The sequence below is a fragment of the Serratia sp. PL17 genome (genome assembly GCF_017832355.1).
Classification (GTDB): domain Bacteria; phylum Pseudomonadota; class Gammaproteobacteria; order Enterobacterales; family Enterobacteriaceae; genus Serratia.
Window position 1 is genome coordinate 514172 of sequence record NZ_JAFIBY010000002.1, and the last position, 18842, is coordinate 533013.

Annotated in this window: 16 protein-coding genes; 6 read left to right on the forward strand and 10 right to left on the reverse strand. The window is 54.4% G+C overall.

The window, feature by feature from the left end:
* Positions 1–283: 283 nt before the first annotated feature.
* Positions 284–1327, forward strand: coding sequence for a GMP reductase (locus JOE25_RS11115; protein ID WP_209635095.1), 1044 nt, complete (start codon positions 284–286; stop codon positions 1325–1327).
* A gap of 68 nt (positions 1328–1395) precedes the next feature.
* Here the strand turns inward: JOE25_RS11115 and hofC are convergent, their stop codons facing one another.
* The 4 genes from hofC to nadC form a co-directional block, all read right to left on the reverse strand.
* Positions 1396–2595, reverse strand: a complete 1200-nt coding sequence (gene hofC / locus JOE25_RS11120) for a protein transport protein HofC (RefSeq protein ID WP_209635097.1) — start codon at positions 2593–2595, stop codon at positions 1396–1398.
* Complete coding sequence (gene gspE, locus JOE25_RS11125) at positions 2592–4043, reverse strand: type II secretion system protein GspE (protein ID WP_209635099.1); 1452 nt, start codon at positions 4041–4043, stop codon at positions 2592–2594. Before gspE ends, hofC begins: the two co-directional genes overlap by 4 nt.
* A complete protein-coding gene (ppdD, locus tag JOE25_RS11130; RefSeq protein WP_209635102.1) occupies positions 4040–4489 on the reverse strand; it encodes a prepilin peptidase-dependent pilin in 450 nt (149 codons plus the stop codon). Before ppdD ends, gspE begins: the two co-directional genes overlap by 4 nt.
* Before the next feature lie 190 nt (positions 4490–4679).
* Positions 4680–5570, reverse strand: a complete 891-nt coding sequence (gene nadC / locus JOE25_RS11135) for a carboxylating nicotinate-nucleotide diphosphorylase (RefSeq protein ID WP_209635103.1) — start codon at positions 5568–5570, stop codon at positions 4680–4682.
* Between the two features lie 250 nt (positions 5571–5820).
* Between nadC and ampE the strand changes: the two genes are divergently transcribed.
* Complete coding sequence (gene ampE, locus JOE25_RS11140) at positions 5821–6675, forward strand: beta-lactamase regulator AmpE (RefSeq protein ID WP_209635105.1); 855 nt, start codon at positions 5821–5823, stop codon at positions 6673–6675.
* A gap of 72 nt (positions 6676–6747) precedes the next feature.
* Here the strand turns inward: ampE and hemL are convergent, their stop codons facing one another.
* The gene (gene hemL, locus JOE25_RS11145; RefSeq protein ID WP_209635108.1) at positions 6748–8037 is read right to left on the reverse strand and encodes a glutamate-1-semialdehyde 2,1-aminomutase; all 1290 of its coding nucleotides are present in this window, start codon (positions 8035–8037) and stop codon (positions 6748–6750) included.
* A 178-nt stretch (positions 8038–8215) separates the two neighbouring features.
* On the opposite strand from hemL, the gene clcA reads away from it, so the two are divergent.
* Positions 8216–9655 carry a H(+)/Cl(-) exchange transporter ClcA gene (clcA, locus tag JOE25_RS11150; RefSeq protein ID WP_209635110.1) on the forward strand — a complete coding sequence of 480 codons (1440 nt, stop codon included), beginning with the start codon at positions 8216–8218 and terminating at the stop codon, positions 9653–9655.
* An 89-nt stretch (positions 9656–9744) separates the two neighbouring features.
* On the forward strand, positions 9745–10089 hold the full coding sequence (erpA, locus tag JOE25_RS11155) for an iron-sulfur cluster insertion protein ErpA (protein WP_004950184.1): 345 nt from the start codon (positions 9745–9747) through the stop codon (positions 10087–10089).
* 57 nt (positions 10090–10146) lie between these two features.
* Here the strand turns inward: erpA and JOE25_RS11160 are convergent, their stop codons facing one another.
* The 4 genes from JOE25_RS11160 to mtnN form a co-directional block, all read right to left on the reverse strand.
* Complete coding sequence (locus JOE25_RS11160) at positions 10147–10392, reverse strand: hypothetical protein (RefSeq protein ID WP_245209819.1); 246 nt, start codon at positions 10390–10392, stop codon at positions 10147–10149.
* Positions 10393–10621: 229 nt separating this feature from the next.
* Positions 10622–11236: a TRIC cation channel family protein gene (locus tag JOE25_RS11165; RefSeq protein WP_012005233.1), complete on the reverse strand. Its 615-nt coding sequence runs from the start codon at positions 11234–11236 to the stop codon at positions 10622–10624.
* Entirely contained in the window at positions 11236–12042 is an 807-nt protein-coding gene (btuF, locus tag JOE25_RS11170) for a vitamin B12 ABC transporter substrate-binding protein BtuF (protein ID WP_209635134.1), read from the reverse strand. Before btuF ends, JOE25_RS11165 begins: the two co-directional genes overlap by 1 nt.
* Before the next feature lies 1 nt (position 12043).
* Positions 12044–12745, reverse strand: a complete 702-nt coding sequence (gene mtnN, locus JOE25_RS11175) for a 5'-methylthioadenosine/S-adenosylhomocysteine nucleosidase (RefSeq protein WP_209635137.1) — start codon at positions 12743–12745, stop codon at positions 12044–12046.
* 129 nt (positions 12746–12874) lie between these two features.
* Between mtnN and dgt the strand changes: the two genes are divergently transcribed.
* Both dgt and degP read left to right on the forward strand, forming a co-directional pair.
* A complete protein-coding gene (gene dgt, locus JOE25_RS11180) occupies positions 12875–14392 on the forward strand; it encodes a dGTPase (protein WP_209635139.1) in 1518 nt (505 codons plus the stop codon).
* 190 nt (positions 14393–14582) lie between these two features.
* Positions 14583–16019 carry a serine endoprotease DegP gene (degP, locus tag JOE25_RS11185; RefSeq protein ID WP_209635140.1) on the forward strand — a complete coding sequence of 479 codons (1437 nt, stop codon included), beginning with the start codon at positions 14583–14585 and terminating at the stop codon, positions 16017–16019.
* A gap of 64 nt (positions 16020–16083) precedes the next feature.
* On the opposite strand, the gene barA is transcribed toward degP, so the two are convergent.
* The gene (gene barA, locus JOE25_RS11190) at positions 16084–18804 is read right to left on the reverse strand and encodes a two-component sensor histidine kinase BarA (protein ID WP_209635142.1); all 2721 of its coding nucleotides are present in this window, start codon (positions 18802–18804) and stop codon (positions 16084–16086) included.
* Between the last annotated feature and the right edge of the window lie 38 nt (positions 18805–18842).

Consider the following 18842-nt stretch of genomic DNA (forward strand, 5'->3'; position numbering starts at 1 on the left):
CTAGCGTTGTACGTTGATAAAAACCGCAGCCAGAAAGGAAAAATGAGCGGGAGCTCACATTGCGGTTTCGCAGGTAAATTTGTCGGATTGTAGCGTAAATAATCGAGAATTCGCAGTCTTGTCCGGGGATTATTAGCGCGTATGATAGCGTCACTGGAACTGGCATTAATCTATACCCGCCATTCTTCAAGTTACAGCGTTGCTGGCTGAAACTTCAACTTTATAGGGTATAGGTTCGAATACTCTCTGCGATCCGTCGCCATAAACCAGGAAATCATTAGTCATGCGTATTGAAGAAGATTTGAAGTTAGGCTTTAAAGATGTGCTGATCCGTCCTAAACGTTCTACGCTGAAAAGCCGTTCAGAGGTTGAGCTGGAACGTCAGTTTACCTTCAAACATTCTGGCTTGAGCTGGTCCGGTGTGCCAATTATTGCCGCCAACATGGACTCAGTCGGCACCTTCAGCATGGCAGAGGCCCTGGCTTCCTTCGACGTTCTCACTGCCGTACACAAACACTACACCGTTGAGCAATGGGCCGCTTTTGTGCAACGCGTCCCGGCCTCAGTGCTGCGCCACGTTATGGTTTCAACCGGTACCTCCGACGCCGATTTTGTGAAGATGCAGCAGATTTTGGCTCTGTCTCCGGGGCTGAAGTTTATCTGTATCGACGTGGCTAATGGTTACTCAGAGCATTTTGTCGCTTTCTTACAGAAAGCGCGTGAGGCCTGTCCAAAACATGTGATTTGTGCCGGTAACGTCGTCACTGGCGAAATGGTTGAAGAACTGATCCTGTCCGGTGCTGATATCGTTAAAGTCGGTATTGGCCCGGGCTCAGTTTGCACCACCCGAGTGAAAACGGGCGTTGGCTATCCGCAACTGTCTGCAGTGATCGAGTGCGCCGATGCGGCACATGGCCTTGGTGGCCAGATTGTCAGCGACGGTGGTTGTTCCGTGCCGGGTGATGTCGCGAAAGCCTTTGGTGGCGGTGCGGACTTTGTCATGTTAGGCGGCATGTTGGCCGGCCACGACGAGTGCGAAGGGACCGTTGTGGAAGAGAACGGTGAGAAATTCATGCTGTTCTACGGCATGAGCTCCGAGTCAGCCATGAAACGCCATGTTGGTGGCGTTGCTGAGTACCGGGCAGCAGAAGGCAAAACCGTTAAGCTGCCTTTGCGCGGTGAGGTTGAGTTTACCGTTCGTGACATCTTGGGCGGCCTGCGTTCTGCCTGTACGTATGTCGGTGCAGAACGTCTGAAAGAGCTGACCAAACGTACCACCTTCATCCGCGTAGCGGAGCAGGAAAACCGCGTTTTCGGCAGCAAGTAATCTGGCTTGCTTGCACGTAGCTAAATTGTGGGTGCAGTGTTTTGCTGCGCCCATGTTCGTCTTCAGGTTCATCCCAACACATTCCCCAACTGAAATATCGGCAGGTACATTGCGATCACCAGTGTGCCTACGATCCCACCGACCACCAGCATCAATATGGGTTCCAGCGTTTGCGCCAGGGTGTCGGCCCGCTCAAAGGTTTGCTGCTCATGCCACAGAGCAAGTTTGCCCAGCAGCGTATCTAACGATCCCGACTCTTCGCCAACCCGTACCAACTGCTGACACAGCGAAGGGAAAAGCGTTTGTTGCTTCAACGCGCTGTGGAAAGTGTGCCCTTGCGCAATCTGTTGCTGCACCTTCTCAATTGCCTGACGGTAAAACAGGTTATCTATCGACAGTGCGGCTGCGTTCAAGCCTTCAATCAGCGTTAACCCGGCTTGCTGGGTCATCGCCAGAATGCGGAATATTTGGCTTAGACAGCCGCCTTTGATCAAAGGCGCAATCAGCGGCAGGCGGAGTAGCGCTGCCTGTTCACGCCTGCGCCATCGTGGTTGCGGGTGCAGACGGTGAAAATAAGCCATCGTCATGCAGAACAGTACGAGGGCTAGCCAGGGGCCGCTCTGGATCAACAGGGCGGAAAGATTCAGCAGTCCTTGAGTAAACCACGGCAGTGGCGCATTGAATGACTGGTAGACACCGGCAAACTCCGGCAACACCATGACCAGCATTAGCATGCTCACCAGTAGCGCTACAGCGCAGATAAACAAGGGATAACGCAGTGCCTTAACCACTTTCTTCTGCAGCTTTTGATGGGCTTCCTGCTGTTGGGCCAGCTGTAGGCAGCATTCATCCAGGTGGCCGGTGAGCTCCCCAATGGCGATCAACTGGCGGTAGATCAAAGGGAATATGGCCGTTTGTCCGGCGATGGCTTCCGAAAACGGCTGGCCTTGCTGCACCAATTCGCTGAGCTCCCGTAGCAAACAGCGCCAGGCGGCGGAAGGGTGTTCTGCTGCCAGGAGTTGTAATCCGCTAACCAGCGGTAGCCCGGCCTGCAACAAAGTGGCAAGCTGACGAGTGAATTGGATCAGGGGGTCTCCGCGCCACTGGCTGGGGGGAATGCGTTTACCACTGTCAATTTTGTAGGGCTGTAGCCCTTGTTCGATAAGCCACAGGCTGACCCTGTTCTTTTCGGGGCTCATCAATTCCCCTTGGTGCAGTTGCCCTTGGGAGTCAATCGCCTGCCAGAGGAAAAGACGTAAGTTTTTCACGGTGCCTCTCCGGTGTCGGCAATAATGATGCCGACAATGCGATACACCTCTTCAAGCGAGGTAACACCTTGAGAAACCAACGTTAACCCGGCTTGCAACAATGTTGCTTGCCCCTGCTGTCGTGCAATATCGGCTAATTGAGCAGGGGCTGCACCTTGCAATAGGCCGGTCTGCACCTCTGGTGTGATGGTCAACAATTCATAGACTCCGATACGGCCATAGTAACCGCTGAAACAGTGTTCACAGCCATCGGCTTGCCAGGGGTGCAGAGGGTCAGCCCAAATTGCAGTGGGGAAGTGCACCGCCCCGCTTTGTTGATAACGGCAGTGACGGCAAAGTTTGCGCACCAGTCGTTGGGCAATCACCAATTTCAGGCAGGCGGCAATCAAATAACCGGGAATGCCCATATGGGTCAGGCGCGTTAGCGTTTCGCTGGTGGAATTGGTGTGCAATGTAGAAAGCACCAGATGACCGGTTTGCGCGGCTTTAACCGCGATTTCTGCCGTTTCTCGATCGCGGATTTCACCGATCATGATGATATCCGGATCTTGCCGCAGTAAGGCGCGCAAAACGCGAGAGAAATCCAGATCGGTTTTGGCGTTAATCTGCGTTTGGTTGACGCCAAACAGCGGGATCTCAATGGGGTCCTCGACACTGCATAAATTGCTCTGCGCGTCATTTAACTGGCGGAGGCCGCTATAGAGGGTAACGGTTTTACCGCTACCCGTCGGGCCGGTGACCAGGATCAGGCCCTGAGGACAGGACAGCGCTGCGGCAAACTGTGCCAGCGCAGTCTGATCCATACCCAACTGCTCCAACGGTAGCTCCTGACGCTCAGTGTGCAGGATCCGCAGTACCACTTTTTCACCGTGCAGCGTGGGTAAGGTGGCGATGCGCATTGAGTATGTCGCGTTATCCAACTGTACGCTGAGCTGACCATCTTGCGGCAGGCGTCGTTCGGCAATGTCCAGTTGCCCCATGATCTTCAGCCGGGCGGTAAGGCGTGCGGCCAGTGCAAAAGGTGGTGACGCTATGGCTTGTAGTACGCCGTCGATGCGCAGTCGGATACGCAGCGTCTGCTGGTAAGGTTCAACATGAATATCCGAAGCGCGCCGTTGAATGGCGATGCGCAAGGTCTGATTAATGAACTGTACGACGGGGGCGTCACTGTCATCATTTAATGAGGGGGTCTCTGGTTCAGGTTCCTGAAGGGCTTGTTGGAAGTGGTCGCCCTGTATTTGACGGTGATTTAGCTCCAGCTCTAACCGGGCTGCTGGCCACTGTTCCAGATGAATGCGTTTACCGGTGGCGAAACGCAGGGCCGTTAGCAATGCTGGAGGCGCTTCTTCAGCCAGGGCAACGTTCAGGCAGTACTCGTCTTCACTGAGTGCCAACGCCTGATAGCGTCGGCACAGTGCATGGATTTCATCGCTGATCGTCACACTCATGGTGTTGGCGTCGTGTTGGTTGTATCAAAACGGAAGACCTCTTGGCAGGTCTCTTGCAAGTTGGTGTTGTCACTGCTGCACTGGCGGGTCCAGCGGGTCAGACCGCGGGTATTTTGAGTTGGGGTGAGCGTCACCGTCAGCCCCTGAAGCGTTTGTGTGCCGGTCAGCGAAATAACACCTTGGCTGACCTGAACTGCGCTGACATAACGTGATGTCCCGCCTGTAGGAATGCCTTGACTGCCGGCGTTGCACGCAGTGGGTACGCCATTGTCGAGTACACATAACTCAACGGCCATTTTATATGGGGTCATGGTTTGCAGCATGTCGGTCATCGCTGCTTTTTGGATATACCGCTGATAGGCGGGAATGCCAATGGCGCTGAGGATCGCAATAATGGCGATCACCACCATCAATTCGATCAAGGTAAAACCGCGCTGTGTTTCCATCTGTTGTTGCCTCCTAATGAATGTGGAGGGCAGGGTAAACGCTAGGGATAGAGGCTTCGAGGGGCTTAGCGGCGTTTTGCGGTGTGTTTCCAGCGTAATGCGTTGTGTTTGCAGCAGGGGTTACAACATTGGGGGGGATGTCGCAATGTTGATGGGGAATACCTCCCCGCTGCAGCGGGAAGGCGGGGCATTATTTGAAGCGCATCGACAGATCGAGGGCGGTCACGTGCTTGGTCAGAGCACCAACGGAAATGTAGTCCACGCCGGTTTCGGCGAAGGTGCGCAGGGTGTCACTGGTGACATTACCTGAAACCTCCAGTTGAGCACGGCCCTGAGTTTGCGCCACAGCGGTGCGCATCATCTCAACGCTGAAGTTATCCAGCATGACGATGTCGGCGCCGGCATCCAGCGCCTGTTGTAATTCATCCAGCGACTCCACTTCGACTTCGACGGGCACGTCGGCATGCAGCCAGAACGCTTTCTCGACCGCCTTTTTAATCGAACCGGAGGCAATGATGTGGTTTTCTTTGATCAGGAAGGCGTCGGATAGCCCCAGCCGGTGGTTGCTGCCACCGCCGCACAACACCGCATATTTCAGCGCGGTGCGCAGCCCAGGCAAAGTCTTACGGGTGTCCAGCAGGCGAGTTTGCGTGCCTTGTAACAGTGCCACATAGCGGCTGACTTCGGTCGCTACGCCAGAAAGCGTCTGTACAAAGTTCAGTGCGGTACGTTCACCTGTCAGTAGCACTCGTGCCGGGCCGGTCAGTTTGCAGAGCAGTTGATCGGGCACCAGGCTATCGCCGTCTGCCACCAGCCATTCCACCTTCACCTGGTTACTCAATTGGATGAAGACTTCGTTCAACCAGCGTTGGCCGCAAAATATGCCGGGTTCACGGGTGATGATGGTCGCTTCGGCTTGGGTGTCGGCCGGTAACAATTGCGCGGTAATATCGCGTTCGGCATCGACTTCGCCCCCCAGGTCTTCACGCAGGGCCTGGGCAACGGCATAGGGGATATCGCTTTCAATTCGTTCAAGAAGCTCGGTGCGGCGACTGTCGGCACTGTAGCGGCGTGTCGGCATAGAAAACTCCGAAATGGACGGTAAGTTCGTAGAGGGAACATGCTACTCTGTTGCCGTGACAAGTACCACAGCAGCACGTTGGTTGCGCTGCTAATCATACATTATCCGATGCCTGCACCGCACATCGCGATGCACAGCAGGATCGTCCCAGCCCTGTGTTTGACGGGGAGTTATATCTGGCATCTCTGGAACAACCCGGCAAGCCCGATGACGCTATGCTTGGAATAATGGAAAAGGAGAGGAGTCGCTAATGACGCTGTTTACGCTGTTACTGGTTCTGGCGTGGGAACGTTTGTTCAAGCTAGGGGAGCATTGGCAGTTGGATCACCGCCTGGAGGTGGTGTTTCATCGGTTACATCGATTTTCACTAGCACAGACGTTACTGATGACTCTTGCCTGGATGGTTGTGGTAGGGGGGATTCTGTGGCTGGCTCAGGGGCTGTTTTTCGGCGTAGTGACGCTGTTGCTGTGGATCATTATTGATTTGCTGTGTGTGGGCGCGGGTATTAAGCGCAAACACTACCGTGCCTATCTGAAGGCGGCACGTCAGGGAGATGTACATGCCAGTGATCAGATGGCGGAAGAACTGGCGCTAATTCACGGCTTGCCAGTGGATTGCAGCGAAGAGCTGCGCTTGCGTGAACTGCAGAACGCGTTGCTGTGGATTAACTTCCGCTATTATTTGGCGCCGCTGTTCTGGTTTGTCGTCTGCGGGCCCTACGGACCGATTGCCTTGGCGGGCTATTCTTTCCTGCGTGCCTATCAAACCTGGTTGGCGCGTCATAATACCCCGTTGGAACGTTCACAGTCGGGCATCGATCATCTGCTGCACTGGTTAGACTGGATCCCGGTACGCCTGGCCGGTGTGGCCTATGCATTGATCGGGCATGGTGAGAAAGCGCTGCCGGCATGGGTGGCATCGTTGGGGGATCGCCATTCTTCGCAGTATCAGGTGTTGACGCGATTGGCGCAGTTCTCATTAGCGCGGGAACCCCATATGGATCCAGTGCAGACCCCACGGGCAGCGGTAACGTTGGCGCGTAAGGTAACAATGATCATTGTGGTGGTGGTGGCGCTATTGACGATTTACGGCACCCTGCTCTAAGACGGTATTTGGCTTAACCACCAGAAATAAAAAACGGGCGCTTAGCGCCCGTTTTTGTTGGATTGCCGAAGCTTACAGTTTGGCGAAGCTGCGGCGTGCAGCGTCGATGGTGCGTTGGATATCTTCTTTGCTATGCGCAACAGACATAAAGCCCGCTTCAAAGGCGGAAGGCGCCAGATAAACGCCTTCATCCAGCATCAGGTGGAAGAAGCGCTTGAAGCGCTCTACATCGCACTGCATCACATCCTGATAGCAGGTGACTGACGGAGCATCGGTAAAGAACAAGCCGAACATGCCACCAACGTGGTTTACCACCAACGGGATGTTTTCTTCTTTTGCCGCATGCAGCAGGCCATCCGCCAGCATATCTGTGAGTTCGGTCAGTGTCTGGTGGATACCCACCTGCGAAACTTCGGTAAGGCAGGCGTAGCCCGCGGCCATTGCAATCGGGTTACCGGACAGTGTACCTGCCTGATAAACCGGGCCGGTGGGCGCCAGTGCGGCCATCACGTCACGACGGCCGCCGAACGCGCCAACGGGCATGCCGCCACCGATGATTTTGCCCAGGCAAGTAAGGTCGGGTTCTACATCGTAATAGGACTGCGCCCCTGCCAGCGCCACGCGGAAGCCGGTCATGACTTCGTCGATAATCAGCAGGGCACCGTACTTGTCACACAGTGCGCGCAGACCTGGCAGGAATTCAGGCAACGGTGGTACACAGTTCATGTTGCCTGCGACTGGCTCAACGATGATACAGGCGATCTCTGAAGGGTACTGCTCAAATGCGGTACGTACCGAATCCAGATCGTTAAAGGTGCAGGTCAGGGTGTGTTTGGCGAAGTCGGCCGGTACGCCCGGTGAGTTCGGTTGGCCCAGCGTCAGTGCGCCGGAGCCGGCTTTTACCAGCAGGCAGTCGGCGTGACCGTGGTAGCAGCCTTCAAATTTGATGATTTTATCGCGATTGGTATAGCCACGCGCCAAGCGGATTGCGCTCATGGTGGCTTCGGTGCCTGAGTTCACCATTCGCACCATGTCCATGGTGGGCACCAGTTCGGTGACCAGCTCGGCCATTTTGACTTCCATCTCGGTAGGCGCGCCAAAGCTCAGGCCACGCTGTGCCGCTTCGATCACTGCGTTGCGGATCGCCGGGTGGTTATGCCCCAGTACCATCGGGCCCCAGGAACCGACGTAGTCGATATAGGCTTTGCCGTCGACGTCAAACAGGTAAGCCCCGTCTGCACGCTCGATAAACAGTGGCACACCACCAACGCCGCTGAATGCACGCACCGGAGAGTTAACCCCGCCTGGGATTACCTGTTGTGCCTGCGCATACAGATTTTCGGACTTGTTGTGTAAGCTCATAAATCGGCTCCTGGATTCTCTTTGAATGATTTGACCGCGCTATTCTAGTGAAGTGTTCGCTGATATGAAACGATCACAGTCAGATACCTATTTAGGGGGGCGGTTGGTCAGTGGGTGCGCTAGAATATTCGACTTGCCTATTTGTATTACATTTAACTCCACTAATGAATAGCCCATTATGACTGAATTACAGCAACAATCACCGCTCGCACGGGCTCCAAGACTCAAACGGAGTGACATGGTGCGTCAGTTTATGCGTCGTGATAAAACGCCCGTGGCTGTCTTGTTCATGGCCGCGGTGGTGGGGACTCTGGCCGGTTTGCTTGGCGTGGCATTTGATAAAGCGGTGGATTGGGTGCAGCAGCAGCGCCTTTCTGCGTTGGCACAGGTCGCTGATTACTGGATTCTGGTGTGGCCGTTGGCTTTTGTTCTTTCTGCCGGGCTGGCCGTGCTGGGCTATTATTTGGTCCGCCGTTTTGCCCCTGAAGCCGGGGGATCGGGTATTCCGGAAATTGAAGGCGCATTGGAAGAACTGCGCCCAGTACGCTGGTGGCGAGTGATTCCGGTGAAGTTTATTGGCGGCATGGGTACGCTTGGGGCGGGCATGGTGCTAGGTCGTGAAGGGCCGACGGTGCAGATGGGGGGCAACGTTGGGCGTATGGTGCTGGATATTTTCCGTATGCGCGGCGCAGAGGCGCGTCATTCGCTGCTGGCTACCGGTGCGGCTGCCGGCCTCTCGGCCGCCTTCAATGCGCCGCTGGCCGGCATTCTGTTCATCATTGAAGAGATGCGCCCGCAGTTCCGCTATAACCTGATCTCAATTAAAGCGGTGTTTATCGGCGTTATTATGTCGAGCGTGGTGTTTCAGTTGTTCAATGGCGAAGGATCGGTGATTGCGGTGGGCAAGCTTTCCTCCGCACCGATTAATACCCTTTGGTTATACCTGGTGCTGGGGGCCATATTCGGCGCGGTTGGCGTGATGTTCAACGCGCTAATTTTCCGCACTCAGGACATGTTTGCTCGTCTGCACGGCGGCAAGATGCGCAAGATTTTGCTGATGGGGGGATTGCTCGGCGGCATTTGCGGCATCCTGGGGTTGATCCAACCGGAGGCCGCAGGTGGAGGCTTTGGCCTGATCCCGATCGCTGCGGCAGGTAACTACAGCGTCGGTATGCTGATGTTTATTTTCATTACCCGGGTCATCACCACGTTACTGTGCTTCGGTTCCGGTGCCCCGGGGGGGATTTTTGCACCGATGCTGGCGTTGGGCACGCTGTTTGGTACGGCTTTTGGCTTGGCCGGTGCTCATTTGTTCCCGCAGTATGGCATCGAGGCTGGCACATTCGCCATTGCCGGCATGGGAGCCTTGTTCGCTGCGACAGTGCGCGCGCCCCTGACCGGTATCGTCTTGGTGTTGGAAATGACCGATAACTATCAGCTCATACTGCCCATGATTATTACCTGCCTTGGTGCTACGCTGGTGGCTCAGTTCCTTGGGGGCAAGCCGTTGTATTCCTCGATATTGGCCCGTACGCTACAGCGTCAGGAAGCGCAGCAGGCCAGTGAAGCGGCAGATAAAACAGGTAAAGAAAATACAACAAATGCGGTGAATACTTGAACGCAACACTCAGGTATTGGATAATCATTAACATTAATCCGGCCGCCATTGTAGCGACCTGATGCAGAACAATGTTGGGAGTAAAGAGTATGAGTGATGAAACAGCACTGCCCCTGCAATTTACCGAGGCAGCAGCAAGTAAGGTTAAAGTCCTGATTGCTGACGAAGAAAACCCGAATCTGAAGTTACGGGTTTACATTACCGGTGGCGGTTGCAGCGGATTCCAGTACGGCTTCACTTTTGACGATAAGGTCAATGACGGTGATATGACCATCGAGAAACAGGGTGTTGCTCTGGTTGTTGATCCGATGAGCCTGCAATATCTGGTCGGTGGCTCGGTTGATTATACCGAAGGGCTGGAAGGCTCGCGCTTCGTGGTGACTAACCCGAACGCCAAAACTACCTGCGGCTGCGGATCCTCGTTCAGCGTGTGATCCCACCAGCCAGCGTATAAACCCGCCAACCCCATCGGTTTGCGGGTTTTTTTATGGTTACCATTCCACCGTGATCAGTTCTCGGTAAGCATCATTTTCGCCCTCTGTGGCTAACGGACTGTGGGTGACTTTAGGCTGGGCACTGGCCGTATTACCGCATGTTACCTGTGGCGTTGAACCCCCTGTATCCACGCTACAGATTGGGGCGATGGTCAGGCTGACACCAATTTGCCCGCTCATATTGCCGGCGTAAACGAAAGAGCTGCACAGCAGCACGCTGAATAAAAAGAGAATATTCTTCATAGTTTGGGGAATAGCCATCCGTAAGCAATCACATAATGGCTTATCGGCAAAAAGTTAATAAGTTTTAACAAGGCTGGGGAATAATTAACTTGGGGTTAAAAAGTTTATTACATTGATTTCCAGCGGTTTTTAAGGCGTTGATAATAACATTTGGCTACTAATTGGTCTAATATTCCGACTTATGGCGTATCGATGTCATAAGATTCCGCCCGATACGGGCGGGATTTGGTTATCGTTCAAGGATGAAGGCAGGGAGTTTGAGGTGCCAGCGGATAGCCGCGAGCCGGATAGCCAGCGTAATGCCCATACCGAGCATCATCGCCTGTTGTAAGGGCATGCCGAAGGTCGCGTAGGCGGTCGCATGGACAATGCCACCGATAATACAGGCGGTGGCGTAAATTTCGGTTCGCAGAATCATCGGGATTTCCCGTGCCAGCACGTCACGGATAATGCCGCCGCCAACCCCGGTAATGACACCCATACAGATTGCCACCAATGGACTGGCATCGGCGGCAAAGGCTTTATTTACCCCAATGCCGACAAAAACCGCCAGTCCAACGGCGTCCAACACCGGCAGGATCCATTTTGGTAAGCGGCGTGGCTGACGTACCAGCAGCAGTGTCAGCACGCAGGTGATCATTGCTACCACCAGATCGGTTGGATCTTTAACCCAAAAGACCGGGCCGTTGGCCAACGCCATATCGCGGATGGTACCACCACCGACCGCGGTGACGACGCCCAGGACGAGCACGCCGAACGGATCCATACGCAACTTGCCCGCCAGTAATACGCCTGAAATGGCGAAAACCGCAGTGCCGAGAATATCCAGCCAGAACACCAGCATTAATGAAGCTCCGCCAATTGATGACACAATTGCTGTGCTGCCAGCATGATGCGCGGCCCGGGACGGTTGAACCAATCCCCATTCAGCGCAATCACCGGCACCTGCAATTGTGGTGCCCAAAAGGCTTTCACGCTGGCGATCTCTTTTTGGTCGCCCGCGATAACGATCGCTTGTGGCTGGCGAGCCAGCACCTGTTCCCGGCTGATTTGCGGCCACGGCATACGGCTGTCTGCAAAGATGTTCTCCGCGCCGCACAGCGACAATACCTGACTTTGTAGCGTGGCACCGGAACTGGTGAACAGCGGTTGGGTGCCAAATTGCAGCAGGACCCGCCGTGACTGATTGTGCGGGTATTTTGCTTTCAGATCGGCAATTTGTTTACGGATAGCCTCTGCGGCCTGATGCGCTTGCTCAGGGTGCGGGCTATATTGCGCCAGTTTGTCCAGAGATTGGGCTATATCATCAATCGTGGTGGCATCTGCATAAAAGATCGGGATACCGAAGGCGGCGAGCTGATCCAGTACTCGCTGTGGATTGCCGCCGCGCCATGCCAGGATCAGATCCGGCTTCAGTGCCAGCACCCGCTCCAGGTTGATCCCTTGCCACGAGGCAACTTGTTCCAGCTTCTGGGCGGCGGGCGGGTAGTCGGAATAAGCGCTTACCGCCAGCAAGGTATCCCCCATGCCAGCGGCATAGGCCAGTTCGGTTGTGTTGGGTGCCAGGCTGATCACCCGTTGGGCGGCGCCGGCAGGCAGCGCCATCCATAATGCCAGCAGCCACAGCAGGACTGAAAAGCGTTGCGTCACATCAACCGCGCTTAGCCAAGGTTTGCAGCATGGTGTTAACCATCAGTGTAGATTGCTTGGCGGCGACGGAAAGAAACTCGTCAAAGCTCATGTGCGACTCACTGTCAGCAACGTCAGAGATCGCGCGCACGACCACAAACGGCGTACCGAACAAGTGGCAAACATGGCCGACGGCAGCGGCTTCCATTTCCACAGCAGCAACGTTCGGGAACGTGGCGCGAATGCGTGCCAACGGCTCAGCGCCGTTGATGAAGGCGTCGCCGCTGCAAATCAGGCCGCGTACCGCGTTCAAATTCAGTTGTTTGATGCAGCTTTCCGCTAGCGCAATCAGCGCGTCGTTTGCCACGAAGGCTGCAGGGCAACCGGCCATTTGGCCCGGTTCGTAACCGAAGGCGGTCACGTCGGCGTCGTGATAACGTACTTCTTCGGATACCACGATATCGCCGACCTTGAGCGTGCTGGCCAGGCCACCGGCAGAACCGGTATTAATCACCACGTCCGGTTTGCAGTGTTCCAGCAGCAGAGTGGTACCCATCGCCGCAGAGACTTTGCCGATACCTGACTTGAGCAGGGCCACGTCAACGCCGCCGATCTGGCCGGTATAGATTTCACAACCCGCGCGTTGAATGGTCTGACGGTTTTCAATTTGATCGCGCAGCAGGGTGACTTCCTGTTCCATTGCGCCGATGATGCCTACTTTCATAAATAAGACTCGCTGATTGGGTGTGGGAATTGCGCCATAGTCTATCATGGCTCTCATAGAGAGATAATCCGTTGCATATGCCGCCGGGAATTGTTATCACGGAGGCAGGGCGCAACGGCGGAGAAACAGATGTCCGGGATCGACTTTAAGCAGAAAATCAGCTTCCAGCGGCCATTCAGCAAGCCAATTGAAGCCGAAGAAGAATACGACATTGTGCGGCAGTTCGAGAGCGATCGCGGGCGCATTGTCAATTCAGCCGCCATTCGTCGCCTGCAGCAAAAAACCCAGGTGTTTCCCCTCGAGCGTAATGCAGCGGTACGCAGCCGCCTGACGCATTCGATGGAGGTGCAACAAGTGGGGCGGCATATCGCTAAAGAAATACTCAATCGCTTCAAGCAGGATGGGCGGATAGACGCTCTTGGTCTGACCAAACTGCTCGACCCCTTTGAAAGTATTGTTGAAATGGCCTGTCTGATGCATGACATCGGCAACCCGCCCTTCGGTCATTTTGGCGAGTCGGCGATCAATGACTGGTTTTCGCAGCGGCTTGATCCCGCCAGTTGCGGCAGCGAGCCTGCCAGTCACGATCGCTGCCAAGTCAGCGTATTACGTTTGCATGAGGGCGAGAGCGATCTTAACCGCCTGCGTAGCCGCATACGCCACGATCTTAGCCATTTCGAAGGCAATGCCCAAGCGATCCGGCTGGTGTATACCCTGTTGAAGCTAAATCTGACGTATGCGCAGGTGGGGTGTATCCTGAAATACACTCGTCCAGCCTATTGGGCCGCCGACATTCCTGCCAGTCACGACTATCTGATGAAAAAGCCGGGTTTTTATCTGGCAGAGGAAGCATTTGTCGATAAGCTGCGGCGTGAGCTAAATATGGGGGAATTCGATCGTTTCCCATTGACTTATATTATGGAAGCCGCAGACGATATTTCTTATTGTATCGCCGACCTGGAAGACGCAGTGGAAAAAAACATTTTCACTGTCGAACAGCTTTACCAGCATTTAACTCAGGAATGGGGCGAAGTCTCGCCAGGCGATCTGTTTGATAAAACGGTGGCCAGTGCTTTTCGCAAGAGCGATCGCGGTGGCACACGGCGCAGTGCCGAAGATCAATTCTTCATGTATCTGCGCGTGTTCACCGTGGCACGTTTAGTCCCGCATGCAGCGCAGCGCTTTATTGATAACCTGGACGCGGTGTATCAAGGCAACTTTAATCAGGCCTTGCTGGAAGACTCGAGCCCAGCGTATCAACTGCTGAAAATATTCAAGAATGTTGCGTTCAAACATGTCTTCAACCACCCGGAAGTTGAGCAACTAGAGCTGCAGGGTTACCGTGTAATCAGCGGGTTACTGGATATCTATAGCCCATTACTGGCCATGCCATTGGCAGATTTTACCCGTCTGGTACAGGAAGACAGCCACCGCGCTTACCCAATTGAAACGCGCCTGTTTCATAAACTTTCTACCAAACATCGGCTGGCCTATGTGGAAGCGGTTGAAGGATTGCAGCATCTGTCGTCCGAGCAATTGGCGATCCGTGAATATTATTTCCGTGCCCGTTTGCTGCAGGATTATATCAGCGGTATGACCGATCTTTATGCTTATGATGAATACCGCCGATTGATGGCTGCGGAATAATTCCTTGAGCTAATAAATGTTATTTTAAGCATTTTCGTTAGCCGTTCGGCGCATATTTCTAGTTTTGTAAAGACGGACAATATTTGTTTACTATTACCAATAATCTGCGCCGGAACTTCGGGTTATTAATATGTTCTGACTATGCACAAAGACCCTAATACTTTTGAACGACTTTATAAGAGACACACAGATGAAAAAAACCGTATTAGTCCTGAGCGCGCTGGCATTTAGCATTGGTATGGCGATGGGCCCGGTGACGGCCAGCGCTGCAGAAACCGCGTCCTCCAGTACCCAGCAACTGCCGAGTTTGGCACCGATGTTGGAGAAAGTGATGCCTTCGGTGGTCAGCATTAACGTTGAAGGCAGCACCACCGTGAATACACCGAAGATGCCGCAACAGTTCCAGCAGTTCTTCGGTGAGGATTCACCGTTCTGCCAGGATGGTTCCCCGTTCCAGGGGTCGCCGATGTGCCAGGGAGCTGGTGGTGAGCAGGGGGCTCCTGGTCAAGGCACTCAGCAAAAATTCCAGGCGTTGGGTGCTGGGGTGGTGATTGACGCCACTAAAGGCTACGTGGTGACCAACAACCACGTGGTGGACAACGCCAATAAAATTCAGGTTCAACTGAGCGACGGCCGTAAGTTTGACGCCAAGGTGATTGGTAAAGATCCTCGCTCTGATATTGCGTTGATCCAGCTGAAAGACTTTAAAAACCTGACGGCGATTAAAATGGCGGACTCGGACCAACTGCGTGTGGGTGATTATACCGTCGCGATCGGTAACCCGTACGGGCTTGGTGAAACAGCCACTTCTGGTATCGTTTCTGCCCTGGGCCGCAGTGGACTGAATATTGAGAACTACGAGAACTTTATCCAGACCGATGCGGCAATTAACCGCGGTAACTCCGGTGGCGCACTGGTTAATTTGAACGGCGAGCTGATCGGCATCAACACCGCGATTCTGGCGCCAGATGGCGGTAACATTGGTATTGGTTTCGCTATACCAAGCAACATGGTGAAAAACCTGACCGCGCAAATGGTTGAGTATGGCCAGGTGAAACGCGGTGAGTTGGGCATTATGGGTACCGAGCTGAACTCTGAACTGGCGAAAGCGATGAAAGTTGACGCGCAGCGCGGGGCATTTGTCAGCCAGGTAATGCCGAAGTCTTCTGCCGCCAAGGCGGGCATCAAGGCCGGTGACGTGATTGTTACCATGAACGGCAAAGCCATCTCCAGCTTCGCGTCATTCCGCGCGGAAATCGGGACTCTGCCGGTCGGCAGCAAAATGTCGCTGGGTATCATTCGCGACGGCAAACCGATCACCGTGGACGTCACGCTGGAACAAAGCACTCAAACGCAGGTTGAATCTGGCAACATCTACACCGGCATTGAAGGTGCCGAGTTGAGCAACGGCCAAACCGGTAGCCAGAAAGGCGTGAAAGTGGATAACGTTAAAGCCGGCAGTGCCGCAGCACGTATTGGCTTGAAAAAAGGCGACTTTATCCTCGGGGTTAATCAGCAGCCAATTCAGAACCTGGGTGAACTGCGTAAAATCCTCGACAGCAAACCTTCGGTGCTGGCACTGAACATCCTGCGCGGCGATACCACGTTGTATCTGTTGATGCAGTAATTGCTCGTTCTTCCTAAAAGGCACGCGACAGCGTGCCTTTTTTATTTCCGGTGCGCGTACAGTATCAAGCCAGATGAGTGCGCGCTGCCTGGCTGACCAACCCAATTTCATCCAACAGTTCCAGCCATTCCGGCTCTAACTCGTCATTGCTGACGCCCAGGCGTAGCTGCTGTTCGAGATAGAAACACAGATGTTTCAGACGCGGTACGCCGCTGTAACTGCAGCTGCCGTGCAGCTTGTGGATCAAATCGAGAATATTGTCGTCTGCTGCGCCGTCCAGCAGGGCTTGTACCCGTCCACTGACCTGGGGCAGGAAGTCGAGCAGCATCTGGAGTAGGTCGTGCGCCAGATCGGGCTTGTTCGCTGCCTGACGCAGTGCCAGGGGCCAATCGAGCGACTGCAGTGGGGCATCGGTTGATGCCAATGGTTCCGACTCATCACTGTGGTAGCGAGCTAATACGCGGGTGAGCATCGCTTCGTCAATCGGCTTTGCCAGATAGTCATCCATACCGGCCTGCAGCAGATGCTCGCGTTCACCGCTGACGGCATGGGCGGTGACGGCGACGATTGGCGTTGAATTGTGGTGTGGTAATTGACGGATCAGTTCGCTGGTGCGGATACCGTCGATATTTGGCATCTGAATATCCATCAGGATCAAATCCAGCACGTTGTCGCGTGCCAACACTAACGCTTCTTCTCCACTTTCACACAGCAGCGTTTTTTCCACTTGCTCAGCGAGCAGCGTACCGATCAGCTTCAGATTGGCTGGGTTGTCATCAACGGCCATTACGGTGAGAGGCAGACGTTTACGTTCCGGCAGGGCAGGCAAGCGCAGCGGGGCTTCCATACGCAGCAGTGGGAACAGACGGTTGCTGGTGATCGGCTTGATCAGGCAGCCGGCAGCGCCTTGCTGTTTAAGTTGTTCTGCGTTGATCTGCGACTGGCAAGGCAGTGCCAGAATCACACGATTGGCGATCTGCAGTGCTGCCAGCAGTTTGCTTTCGTGCTGTGCCATATTGTCGCGGAAAGGGATCGGCACCCCTACCAGCAGGAAATCGTAATTTTTCTTCGGCAATTGGGCGAGCGTCGGCGTATGGGTGATTACCAGGTTGGTGGCGCTCAACATATTGAGCGTTGCCTGAGCCGCCATCGGATTAGCTTCGATATACCCTAGCGTCTTGCCTTGCAGGTCCGGCAAATTTGTCGACAGCGACAGCATGCCCTCGTGCAGATCGAGTGTGATGTGGAACCAGAAGGTCGATCCGCGATTCAGTTGGCTGTGGAAGCAAATATCGCCCCCCATTTCTTTCACCAGCTTCTGGGTTATCACCAAGCCCAGGCCGGTCCCGCCGTGGCGGCGTGAAATACTGGCATCTGCTTGTCGGAACGCCTGGAACAATTGCGACTGTTGCCGTTCGGATATACCAATGCCGGTGTCGTGGATTTGTACTTCCAGCTCGATCTGGCGATCTTGTTGGCTTCGCAGCTCGACGCGGATATCAATGTTGCCTGTCTCGGTAAATTTGATCGCGTTGCCGAGCAGGTTGGTAATGATTTGCTGCAAACGTAACGAATCGCCGATCACTTGCTCTGGCACGTCGTTGTGTACGTCGAGCGTGAGTTCCAGCCCTTTCTCATGGGCGCTAGGCGCCAGCAAAACAATCACTTCATCCAGGGTCTCACGCAGTGAGAACGGAATATGTTCCAGCACCAGCTTGCCGGCCTCCAGTTTAGAGAAGTCCAGGACGTCGTTGATGATGGTCAGTAAGTTATTGGCCGAACGTTCAATGGTTTGCAGATAGTCGGTCTGCGTGACGCTCATTTCGGTTTTCAGCATCTGGCGGGTAAATCCGATCACACCATTGAGCGGGGTACGGAGCTCGTGCGACATGTTTGCCAGGAATTCGGATTTAATACGTGCCGCCTCCTGGGCGCGTTTCTTCGCCAGATCCAGTTCAACGTTCTGGATCTCCATCTGCTCCAGCGTCTCGCGCAGGTCAGAGGTGGCCTGATCGATGTTCTGTTGCATCTCCTCGTGATATGCGGTGAGCGACATTGCCATTGAGTTGATGCCGTTCTTTAGCATATGCAGTTCGCCGAGCATAAAGCCTTCGACGCGGCTGTCGAGCTGTCCACGGCGGATGCGGTCAACGGTGTTGACCATATTGCGGATCGGGCCGGTGACGTCGCGCATCAGGCGGTAAGCAAACAAGATGGCGATGCACATACACAACAGCAGCAACAGGGTGGAGACAAACACCTCCTTGTATTGCTGTAGCCGGACTGATTGCAGATCCAGTTCGATCGCGACATACCCCAGACGGTTGTCCTGCTGAGGATCGTTATTGGCCGTTTGATCCGGATATTGGCTCTCTGCCAGGATTGGGGTGCGTAAGATCAGTGAGTCTCCGCGACGCGTTAACATCAGATCGGTGGGGATAGGAACCCCTTTCGGCAACTGCAATTGGGCAACGTTGTGATGGTAATTCGAGGTGACGAACAGATTGTTCTGCGCGTCGAATACGGTAATGGAACGCACAATATCTGAATGCCGGCGGTGCAACAGGCTGACCAACTGCCTGACCGACTCACGGCTGCGGAATGTCATGCCGTACTCGCTGGCCACCGCCAAGGGTTCAATAATACTGGCACCGGCATCAACCAGCTGTTCTTGTAATTCATTGTAGCGATGTACTACGAAGAAGGTGCTGAGCAACAGACCAATCAACAGCGTTGGGGCCAGAATAAGGATCATCATGCGCGCCCGCAGGCTGTATTTGGTCATGGGAGTCCAATGTGGGAGAATTGCCGAACACAGCCTAC

Coding starts and splice junctions, on each gene's coding strand:
- JOE25_RS11115 (WP_209635095.1), top strand. CDS start 284: ATGCGTATTGAAGAAGATTTGAAGTTAGGCTTTAAAGATGTGCTGATC.
- gspE (WP_209635099.1), bottom strand. CDS start 4,043: ATGAGTGTGACGATCAGCGATGAAATCCATGCACTGTGCCGACGCTAT.
- ppdD (WP_209635102.1), bottom strand. CDS start 4,489: ATGGAAACACAGCGCGGTTTTACCTTGATCGAATTGATGGTGGTGATC.
- nadC (WP_209635103.1), bottom strand. CDS start 5,570: ATGCCGACACGCCGCTACAGTGCCGACAGTCGCCGCACCGAGCTTCTT.
- ampE (WP_209635105.1), top strand. CDS start 5,821: ATGACGCTGTTTACGCTGTTACTGGTTCTGGCGTGGGAACGTTTGTTC.
- hemL (WP_209635108.1), bottom strand. CDS start 8,037: ATGAGCTTACACAACAAGTCCGAAAATCTGTATGCGCAGGCACAACAG.
- clcA (WP_209635110.1), top strand. CDS start 8,216: ATGACTGAATTACAGCAACAATCACCGCTCGCACGGGCTCCAAGACTC.
- erpA (WP_004950184.1), top strand. CDS start 9,745: ATGAGTGATGAAACAGCACTGCCCCTGCAATTTACCGAGGCAGCAGCA.
- JOE25_RS11160 (WP_245209819.1), bottom strand. CDS start 10,392: ATGAAGAATATTCTCTTTTTATTCAGCGTGCTGCTGTGCAGCTCTTTC.
- JOE25_RS11165 (WP_012005233.1), bottom strand. CDS start 11,236: ATGCTGGTGTTCTGGCTGGATATTCTCGGCACTGCGGTTTTCGCCATT.
- mtnN (WP_209635137.1), bottom strand. CDS start 12,745: ATGAAAGTAGGCATCATCGGCGCAATGGAACAGGAAGTCACCCTGCTG.
- dgt (WP_209635139.1), top strand. CDS start 12,875: ATGTCCGGGATCGACTTTAAGCAGAAAATCAGCTTCCAGCGGCCATTC.
- degP (WP_209635140.1), top strand. CDS start 14,583: ATGAAAAAAACCGTATTAGTCCTGAGCGCGCTGGCATTTAGCATTGGT.
- barA (WP_209635142.1), bottom strand. CDS start 18,804: ATGACCAAATACAGCCTGCGGGCGCGCATGATGATCCTTATTCTGGCC.